General features: G+C 55.6%; 11 protein-coding genes. 9 read left to right on the forward strand and 2 right to left on the reverse strand.

Annotation, left to right across the window (positions count from 1 at the left end; all coding sequences use genetic code 11):
* A partial coding sequence (locus VGU61_RS11435) for a hypothetical protein (protein ID WP_326859255.1) occupies window positions 1-281 on the reverse strand: 281 nt, incomplete at its 3' end.
* 234 nt (window positions 282-515) lie between these two features.
* On the opposite strand from VGU61_RS11435, the gene VGU61_RS11440 reads away from it, so the two are divergent.
* From VGU61_RS11440 to VGU61_RS11460, 6 genes are all read left to right on the forward strand, one after another.
* Window positions 516-725 carry a cold-shock protein gene (locus VGU61_RS11440; protein WP_326859256.1) on the forward strand — a complete coding sequence of 70 codons (210 nt, stop codon included), beginning with the start codon at window positions 516-518 and terminating at the stop codon, window positions 723-725.
* Window positions 726-1712: 987 nt separating this feature from the next.
* Entirely contained in the window at window positions 1713-1934 is a 222-nt protein-coding gene (locus VGU61_RS11445) for a hypothetical protein (protein ID WP_326859257.1), read from the forward strand.
* Between the two features lie 40 nt (window positions 1935-1974).
* Window positions 1975-2094, forward strand: a complete 120-nt coding sequence (locus VGU61_RS22640) for a transglutaminase domain-containing protein (RefSeq protein ID WP_414691625.1) — start codon at window positions 1975-1977, stop codon at window positions 2092-2094.
* A gap of 429 nt (window positions 2095-2523) precedes the next feature.
* Window positions 2524-4779: a family 1 glycosylhydrolase gene (locus VGU61_RS11450; protein ID WP_326859258.1), complete on the forward strand. Its 2256-nt coding sequence runs from the start codon at window positions 2524-2526 to the stop codon at window positions 4777-4779.
* Window positions 4780-5020: 241 nt separating this feature from the next.
* Entirely contained in the window at window positions 5021-5215 is a 195-nt protein-coding gene (locus VGU61_RS11455; protein ID WP_326859259.1) for a hypothetical protein, read from the forward strand.
* A gap of 409 nt (window positions 5216-5624) precedes the next feature.
* On the forward strand, window positions 5625-6599 hold the full coding sequence (locus tag VGU61_RS11460; protein ID WP_326859260.1) for an alpha/beta hydrolase: 975 nt from the start codon (window positions 5625-5627) through the stop codon (window positions 6597-6599).
* On the opposite strand, the gene VGU61_RS11465 is transcribed toward VGU61_RS11460, so the two are convergent.
* Window positions 6567-7580 (reverse strand): SDR family oxidoreductase, encoded by a 1014-nt coding sequence (locus tag VGU61_RS11465; RefSeq protein ID WP_326859261.1) that lies wholly within the window; start codon window positions 7578-7580, stop codon window positions 6567-6569. The two genes, VGU61_RS11460 and VGU61_RS11465, sit on opposite strands and share 33 nt — an antisense overlap.
* Window positions 7581-8011: 431 nt before the next feature.
* Here VGU61_RS11465 and VGU61_RS11470 point away from each other — a divergent pair, with 431 nt between their 5' ends.
* The 3 genes from VGU61_RS11470 to VGU61_RS11480 all read left to right on the forward strand — a co-directional run.
* Window positions 8012-8167 (forward strand): hypothetical protein, encoded by a 156-nt coding sequence (locus VGU61_RS11470; protein WP_326859262.1) that lies wholly within the window; start codon window positions 8012-8014, stop codon window positions 8165-8167.
* 105 nt (window positions 8168-8272) lie between these two features.
* Window positions 8273-8860, forward strand: a complete 588-nt coding sequence (locus VGU61_RS11475; protein WP_326859263.1) for a hemerythrin domain-containing protein — start codon at window positions 8273-8275, stop codon at window positions 8858-8860.
* 249 nt (window positions 8861-9109) lie between these two features.
* Window positions 9110-9255, forward strand: a 146-nt coding sequence (locus VGU61_RS11480; protein WP_326859264.1) for a 5'/3'-nucleotidase SurE, incomplete at its 3' end; no start/stop codon positions are given.

Consider the following 9255-nt stretch of genomic DNA (forward strand, 5'->3'; position numbering starts at 1 on the left):
GCTTTGCTGTACAGATCGTACTGTCTGCGGCGATGCGCTTGGCCAGAAATCGCTTTGCAAATTGTTATGCGCTCTTGTGGATAGGAAACTCCCATCCGGTCGCATCGCTGTCGATAAAATCGTTGTACCGTTCGTGCCAAAGCATTCTTATGCTTGGCAACATCGCAAGGTGGTAGTTTGTTTGAGAAATACGTCAATGATCCGCGAGTCGCAGCTGCTGTATTTTGTCGTGACACCGACGGGTTGCTGGACTGAATCGCTTCATCTGACGTTGCGCTCATGGCGGCATCGATACAGGATTGATGGCCTCCTCTTAACTATAAAAGGGTGGACTATTCCAGTCTTTACGCGTATAGTTATAGGTCTGCACTTGCATCAAGCCGTAGTCGTTGTTGGTCTCTTCCTGTCTTGCTCTTTTTAAGAGCCATTCCTGTTTGACTCCCTTCAGTTAGATTTCCCTTGGTTTCGGGTGCGTTTCGGGCTTCGTCCCCTTATTATTTCAACAAGGAATTAACATGAGTATTCAAACTGGTACAGTAAAGTGGTTCAACGATTCCAAGGGGTTTGGCTTTATCGCCCCGGACAATGGCGGTGACGACCTGTTCGCTCACTTTAAGGACATTCAGGCGGATGGTTTCAAAAGCCTGTCCGAAAACCAGCGCGTATCGTTCGAGCGTGGCACTGGTCCTAAGGGCGAAAAGGCCAGCAACATTCGTCCTATCTAATTCATGCGACGGCTGCAGCACAGCCAGTCGATGATTTATCCGTCGTAAAGCCGACACGGCTTTAATCGACAGCCAGCGCAGCTTATACGAGGTGCGATGACACTATGCAGATAGCATGGGTCACCGCAATATCTTGCCGAGGGCTCCATGCAGATAGCATGGGTCGTCGGGGGCTGTACTGGATCGTAACAATTCATGCATTCCGTTAGAGCCGATAAAACGGCGTTAGCGAATGGAAGGACGCAACCAGTGCAGATAGGGAAGGCACCATGCAGATAGCATGGGTCTTCAACACATTCTGGCCAGGGACACTCTGCAGATAGCATAGGTGTCTGGCGGGTTGCTACGGATAGTGAATGAAAGCTCGCTCCGGCGAGCTTTTTTGCGTTTACGGTCGCGGTTTGTCATCCAGCATGCGAGCCGATGCCACTGACCAAATCTGGCGATGTTCATGCCCCACAAGCACTCAGTCTGCCATCCTGCAAGCCGCCTGAACGATGGGTTTCTTTACCCGTGCAAATTTGCCCGCCTCGAAATTCAAACGCTATGCGACATAGAATGCGTTGCGCTGATTCTTCCTTCAACCGGGGTTCAACGATACTCGACGCCGGTATCATCATTGGCACATTGGTCCCCTTGTCACGAAAATCCTTCCACAGACTCCTATCAAGACGGAAAGTCTGTAAGAGTTACATATCCGTACGTCGGTTTTATAACCTTCAGAAGTGTAACGATAGACGATTCACCCTATTTCAATACACCATCAGCGGTGGTGAGTATTCCTACCGGCTGTCTGCTAGCTTACATTGCAGCAGAGCGGAGTCCCATCATTTTCCTGCTCAGGCCGCATGCACAATCGTGCAATCGTTGTACGCGACCATTTTGGCGCAAGCCAGGCAGCTATGTAATGCTGCATACACACACGGTAGCTGCGTGATCCGGAGCACACTCCACGTTGGTTACAATCGGTTTCTCTATGAAGCGACGTTGACCGTACCAGACAGGCCGGATAACGATGGCCTGTCTGGCTGTGTTATTCCGCTCGAACGGCTTTCCCTTGGCGTGGCACGCTATGTGTTGCCGAGTCTCTATTGCGAGTCGGATCGACTCGGGAGCCTTGCGCAGATATCAGTCGGCTTCGTGCCGCAGGGCAGGGCTCGTGTGCAGGCAATGTGCGACCGGGTCCACGCCAATACCGAGTACCGATAGGGGTCCGGCATTTGTCTGCTGAACACCTGCAACGTGTTCAATCAAGCGAGGCGACGGTGTCCGCCGTGGTTTCGCCCATGTTGTTATCGCCTTGTGCCGCACGTCGGATCTTCCTGCGCGATACGTGGCAGCGCACCTACCGCGCGTTGCGGCACAGTGATGGCGATGACAGTGACATTGACCGGGATGTCCATATGTACGGCGCCAGACATAATTGACCACTCACAGGCAGGATCAAAATTACCGATGGAACGGACGCGGTCGATGCAGCCTTCGCGACTTTCAATGGTGCGGTAGAAGCGACCGTGTTTAACCCATGGTCCCGCCAGGTTGGTTTGACCCCAGCAGCGGCCATCAACCAACAGAGGGTCGAGTCGGCAACGCATAATGCTTGTCGGGCAGCGCACTCTTCAACGCGGCCGGCAAGAAGCAACAGCACCGGTAACTTCCACCTCTGTAGCCGATACCTTCTTCTCCGAATGGACGGGACTTTTTTGTGGCTCCGTTGAATGGCATGGCGTTTGCATGATGCTGGAATGCGAAATTTCTTTACACTTTGCCAGGTCAAAAACCTTTCACCGGAATATGTATGAATCAGTACGCAATTGAGAAAGGCGATCCTACGATCGCGCTATGGGGAGGATTGGAGTGCACGGTCAATCGGGTTAGGGATAACTACTTCAGTCAGATGGAGCGAAACGGCCATACCGACCGCATTGACGATCTGGAACGATTTGCATCATTGGGAATACAGGCCATACGCTACCCGGTCCTGTGGGAGCGGATAGCGCCTGACACGATCGCGGACGCCGACTGGTCATGGCCGGACCAACGGCTGCCCGGGTTGCAACGATTGGGCGTCACACCGATCGTCGGTCTTCTGCACCACGGCAGCGGACCGCGCCATACCAGCCTGGTCGACCCCGAATTTGCCGACAAGCTCGCCCAGTTCGCCGGCGCGGTGGCAAGACGCTATCCGTGGGTTGAATACTATACGCCGATTAATGAACCGCTCACCACAGCTCGCTTCAGCGGTCTATACGGAGTGTGGTACCCGCATGGCAAGGACGATCGCACTTTTGTCCAGGCGCTCCTGAACCAGTGTCGCGCGGTGGTCCTGTCCATGCGAGCTATCCGCGAAGTGAATCCGGATGCAAAGCTGGTGCAGACCGATGACATCAGCAAAACCTACAGCACGCCGGAAATGGCGGAACTCGCGGACTTTTATAACGAGCGCCGCTGGCTGTCCTGGGATCTCTTATGCGGAAAAGTTGGTCCGGCTCATGCGCTTTGGGGTTACCTGACCGGCACCGGCATCGATCCATCCGAGCTTCTCTGGTTCGCCGACAATCCCTGCCCTCCCGACATAATCGGCGTCAATTACTACATCACCAGCGAACGCTGGCTCGATCAACGTGCAAATCGCTATCCTGAAGAATATTTGCGCGACGCCAGCGAGCAAGTACATGCTGATGTTCATGCGGCGCGCGCGTTGGCCGTCCCGACGCCAGGCATCAGCGTCCTCCTCGACGAGGCATGGGAGCGGTATGGCTTGCCGCTGGCGGTGACCGAAGCGCATATCGATGCGAACCGCGAAGACCAGTTGCGGTGGCTGCTCGAAATCTGGGAGGCTGCAACGAACGCCAAGCGCAATGGTGTTGACATGCGCGCCGTGACGGTCTGGGCATTGCTTGGTTCCTATGACTGGAATTGCCTGGTCACGGAATGCAAAGGCTACTATGAGCCCGGCCCGTTTGACGTGCGGTCGCCCAGTCCACGTCCGACCGCGGTCGCAAGCTTCATGCGTGAACTGTCGGCGGGCCGCCGCTTGTCGCATCCGGTATTGCAGGGGCAGGGGTGGTGGAGGCGACCGGGCCGGTTCCACTGCCCTCCGGTTGCACCGAGCGAGATCCTCGCAATGCCTTCATCCGCCAGGCCACAAGCGGACAACCATTTTGCTCAGCCGATCTTGATCACGGGCGCGACGGGTACGCTCGGTAGAGCCTTTGCCCGCATCTGCCGATCGCGCAATCTGGCCTATCGCTTGCTAAGCCGCCATGAAATGGATATCGCCGATCCGGCGTCGGTCGAACGCGCCATCGTTGGGCATCAGCCTTGGGCCGTCATCAATGCCGGAGGCTATGTACGAGTGGATGCGGCCGAAAGTGATGCAGACCGATGTTTTCGTGAAAATGCATTGGGACCGTCCGTGTTGGCCATTGCATGCATCCGGCATAACGTGCAGTTAATGACTTTTTCGAGCGACCTGGTGTTCGATGGACGACAGCAATCGCCGTATATTGAAACCGACAATGTACGTCCGCTCAACATATACGGAAGAAGCAAGGTGGAAGCGGAACGCAGGGTACTCGATACCCATCCCGATGCGCTGGTCGTTCGCAGCAGCGCTTTCTTTGGCCCATGGGACAGTCATAACTTTCTTACCCGGGTGCTGAGAACGCTTTCCGCCGGCTCTCCTTTTGTCGCAGCCAACGACATGACCGTGTCGCCAACCTATGTGCCTGACCTGGTGCATGCTTGTCTCGACCTGCTGATCGACAAGGAAAAGGGCGTTTGGCATTTGACGAACGCCCAGCCGATCACGTGGGCAGATCTGGCACTGAAGGCAACGGAGATGGCCGGAATCGATTCAAGCAGGCTCGAAACGCGTACTTGTTCGGGTCTGGGCTATGTCGCAGCACGTCCGATGTATAGCGCCCTGGGGACCCGGAAGGCGGTTTTCCTTCCCTCGCTGGAAGACGCGATAGCACGCTTTCTTCGGTTGCACCAGCAGGCGACGGAGGAGGACCTTTCGGGGCAGGCAGCGCACGTTGCCAGCAGTTGAGGTATGAAACCAGGTCTTGGTTATCGGGATATCGCTTTGGCGTCCGATGAAAATGAGCTGCCTCTATATGCGACGCAGCAGGATGGCGGTTTCGAACACTTTGCGCATATCCTGCCGTGCGGTTCGATCTGCGGCAGGCCAGATCCCATCGATACCATATGTGTTGAAACAGGAAAGCGATCACGGCGGTAGCGTGACGTGATATTGATTAAAAATCTTCTTTTTGCAAGGTAGGACACCCATGCCAACAGTTCGTCTGTCACCAAAGGAAGTCCGGGTCGATGATGCTATTTATGTATTCGACGTCGTGCAAATTGCCGACGCGTTCGAAGCCTGCGTCGCGATAACGGATGCTACGCATTGCGAATCAGACTACGCGCCGATCGCCAAGCGGGCCGCTGAAGAAAGCGGACGAGCCCAGATTGAAAGCTCCTGACGGCACAGCAATACATTTTCGTTGCCATGCATGGCGTTGCCTGAATTATGCTGATTGCTTGGCAATCCCCAAAGTACAGGCAATGCCGACGGGAGAACTTTCTTGAATTAAATAGAGGAGGTTTTACAGGGAAAAGTCATGTTTTCTGCAATGGCTGCAACCAGAAACGTTGTTCATCGTGCGTTGTCAAATATTGATCATGGCTGGAAGGCAGTGGAGAGAAACAATAAACAGGTACGCCTGCTTGACTCGTTGAAAGCCGTGGCTAATCGCTTCGACGACGAAACTTCGCGCATATTGCCGTGCAGTCGAGCTTTTCTCCGGTCTGATTTGCGTCGAATCCCTGTCTGCTTATCACGGTCGTTGCGCATGACGGGAAATACAACATTCGTGCATGCAAGGACTAGATATGGAATTCATCAACGGCGAAATCAGCAGCCAAGGCGGTACCACCGTCGAATCGCAACATCGCGAAATCGCGCACGGTTGGGTGGATGTGTCAGGCACCCGTACACACTTTTTGCTCCAGGGAGACGGGCCGCCCATTGTGCTACTGCATGGACAGGGCGAAAACGCTGAAACATGGCGCTGGGCGCTGCCTATGCTGGCGCGCACCAACTGCGTCGTCGCCCCTGATTTTCCGGGCGCGGGCGAGAGCGCGAAGCTCACTACCTATGCTGCACCGCCATCGTTCTACACCGATTTTCTTCTCGCCTTCCTCGACAAGCTCGGACTTGATCGGGTCACTATCGTCGGCAGCTCATACGGAGGGCTTATCGCAATGCGGGTTGCGCTTGCCGCACCCAACCGTGTCAATGCTCTCTGCCTGGTCGACAGTTCAGGGCTAGGCCGCATGACAAATCCGGCACTAACGGCGCTGACCATCCCCGGTGTTGGGGAGGCCATGGCCGCTTGGTGGAGTACCCCACCCGGGGCCGTCCATTACGCATGCATGTTCGGCTTACTCTCGTTCGCCCACCCACTGCAGGCGCCTCCTGCCTGGTACGCGAACATGGCGCGCCTGGCACAGACGCCGGGCCATCTGCACGGCGCCGTGCTGGCTTGTCTGCGTGGGGAACTCGACCTGGTCGGGCAACGTGACGTAGTGCTGGACGACGTACCGCGCCTGATGATGCCCACACTCATTGTCTGGGGTGCATACGACGCCGTCGTACCTAGCTACCATGCCTCCGCCGCGATGGAACGCCTTGTGAACGGCAGGCTGGTTACCATACCCGATTGCGGGCACTTGCCACATGTCGAGCGGCCGGATCTTTTCTTTGCCGCCGTAGGCGATTTCCTGAACGAGCATGTGGCGACAAATGACATCGCCTGTTGCACGTCGTCCAGCTTACTGACTCTGGCGGCCCAACCGCCGGGTTAGCATGACGGCGCCCACGGTCAGTACCGAGAACAGGAGGCGTTTGCGGTTTGGATAGAATTCCAGATGCCGGGTGTACAAGCTCGTCGATTTCGATTCCTGCCCCCATTCACCGATGGTCGAGCGGACGCCCGCATCAGCGTTGAACAAGTTGTCCTGGCCGTCGTCCGGCTGACCGGTCTTTTGTTGTTCGAACATAAATCCGCGAAAAAGCATCAAACGATCGACCAGTGACGGACTGATTCGCTGCAGCATGTCGAGTACAGCACCTGAGCCGCCGACGATAATGTCACGCCGCCGATGCTCGGCGGCAAAGAGAACCGCTTCCGCTACCACTTGCGGCTCGTAGATCGGAGGAACAGGCCTGGGCTTCACCCCGAGCTTGGACCGGGCATTGATGAAGAAGGGTGTATTAATGTATGCCGGCATGACAAGCGTCAGATTAATCGGGCTGCGTTCCTGCATCAGTTCCAAGCGTAGCGTTTCGGTAAATCCGGCGATTCCGTGCTTGGCAGCGACATAGGGCGCATGGAGCGGCGCGCCCCGCTTTGCAAGGATGGACGCGACATTGATGATCGTGCCGTTGCCCTGGCGCTTCATCTGTGACAGCGCCGCCTTCATTCCATAGATCTGCCCCATGAGGTCCACTTGGATAATTCGTTCGATCTCTTCAATGGTCATCTGTTCGACGCGCGCATGTTCGTTGACAGCAGCGTTGTTCACCCAAGTATCAATGCCGCCAAACTGTTCGACCGCCTCGCGCGCAAGTTGATCAATGTCTTCCCATATGCCGACATCGGTCACAACAACATGGGCCTTGCCTCCGCGCTGCTGAATTTCCGTTGCGACTTCTCGCAAGGTGGTTTCGTTACGCGAGGCCAGTACTAGCGACGCTCCTCGCTCGGCAAATGCAAGCGCTGTCTCACGACCAATGCCGCTGGACGCACCTGTGATTACCACCGTCTGTTGATTGATTGGTTTCATATCGTATTGCCTTATATCTGTGTCGTAAAAGAGGTATGGCAGACACTCACTGGCGCCACCTTTCCGAATCAGGCAACCAGCGGCGCGACTTGCAAGCTGCCTTCAGCGTCCTGTCTTTCCATCGTTTGCGCCTTGGTGCGGATCCTTTGCTGCGAGCACCTGACGCGCCAGGCCGAAGCGTTGCCCAAAGCAGACCTCATCTGCTTTCCAGTTCGCTTTGGTAGTCTGGAATGACTGGTTCTTTATTTAAGGACATCCCTTTCTTCAAAGAGCCAGGCGGGTATTGCCCTTTTGTATTGAGAAATAGACATGCCGTTCATTCGACAAGCACCAACAAAACAAGTTTGGTGCGGCGCACAAATATATGCGTTGAAAATTCAATGTCGCATTCTTCGTAATAAGTGAAGTGTCCTGTTTGACTGCCGCCGGTCATGGCAGCGTCAAAACAGGTTGAAGCCTGTGCGGTCAATCTGGATCTGTCGGCTGAGCATGACGCCAGCACGGCGATGGTCTACTGCACGCAGCATCGGCGCATCAATCCCTTCACCACAGTCAAGCGTTACCTTTTAAGAGTCACCTGGCATTGAACTCGCCATTCGCGGATAGATCGAACCGGGGTGTAGGCATTTGGCAGTTTGCCTCCCCAGGCACAGGCCAGAACACGACAAGTCTTACCAGCAGGTGGAATACCTGTGCCGCCTAAGCGGCGATTGCGGCAGGGCTGGTACGCCGTTAACAGGCGCCCTGGAATCCGTGGTTTTGCATATATAGAGGAGCATTTGATGGACACGACAACGAATGACAGTGGTAGCGCATTTCCGGTCGATCGGCCGGTGGAATCACTTATTCGGGACCACAACCTGGTGCGTACTCTGGTTGAGACGTATCGCAACAGCGATAGCGACGCAGTGAAGATCAACGCAGCAGAGCAGATCCTCATGCTGATGGAAACGCATTCGCTGCTTGAGGAAAGCGTCTTCTATCCGGCCGTGCGGGAGATTGATCCCACTCTGATCGGTCACTTCGAGCAGGAACACCAAAAAACCGATCAGATACTGGTGGAGCTCAAGCGCATGTCCTTGAATGACCCGCAGGCGCTGCCGCTGTTCGAGCAACTCATTGAACTCCATCTGCAGCATGTGGAGGAAGAAGAAAACCAGTTCTTCCCGCGCCTGGAGCAAGCCGGCATCGACATGATGCCAATCGGCTTGCAGATGCAGGCCTTTGAAGCGAACATGGTACATGTGCAGGCCCAGGCGACCCAGCAAGGTGCGCGGTAGGCAGGCATTTTCCAAGGGGCAGGCAAACGTGCCTGGCTTTTGGGATCGGAGGCTGGCGCCAGTATTTATTGATGTCGATGCCTGGCCGCTGGCCGGCTGTCCCGCAAGCCGGGAATGCGAAGCGCAACCAACGACGATGGATCGTGCAGGCGTACCCCGCACGATCCATCACACAAAACAGATTACAGGATCAAACAGCCGGTTGGCCCGGCCCATGCCGGTATCAATCCGAGAGGATGGAATCAGCAAATGGCTACCTCACGATTTCCCGTCGAACGCGTACTGCTGACCAATGATGATGGTATCGATGCGCCAGGGCTTGCCGTGCTTGCCGAGGTTGCTGCAACGATCGCGCGGGAAGTCTGGATCGTGGCGCCGGAACATGACAGGAGCGG

Source organism: Noviherbaspirillum sp. (assembly GCF_035944575.1).
GTDB lineage: Bacteria > Pseudomonadota > Gammaproteobacteria > Burkholderiales > Burkholderiaceae_D > Noviherbaspirillum.

Coding starts and splice junctions, on each gene's coding strand:
- VGU61_RS11440 (WP_326859256.1), top strand. CDS start 516: ATGAGTATTCAAACTGGTACAGTAAAGTGGTTCAACGATTCCAAGGGG.
- VGU61_RS11470 (WP_326859262.1), top strand. CDS start 8,012: ATGGCAGCGTCAAAACAGGTTGAAGCCTGTGCGGTCAATCTGGATCTG.
- VGU61_RS11455 (WP_326859259.1), top strand. CDS start 5,021: ATGCCAACAGTTCGTCTGTCACCAAAGGAAGTCCGGGTCGATGATGCT.
- VGU61_RS11465 (WP_326859261.1), bottom strand. CDS start 7,580: ATGAAACCAATCAATCAACAGACGGTGGTAATCACAGGTGCGTCCAGC.
- VGU61_RS11460 (WP_326859260.1), top strand. CDS start 5,625: ATGGAATTCATCAACGGCGAAATCAGCAGCCAAGGCGGTACCACCGTC.
- VGU61_RS11450 (WP_326859258.1), top strand. CDS start 2,524: ATGAATCAGTACGCAATTGAGAAAGGCGATCCTACGATCGCGCTATGG.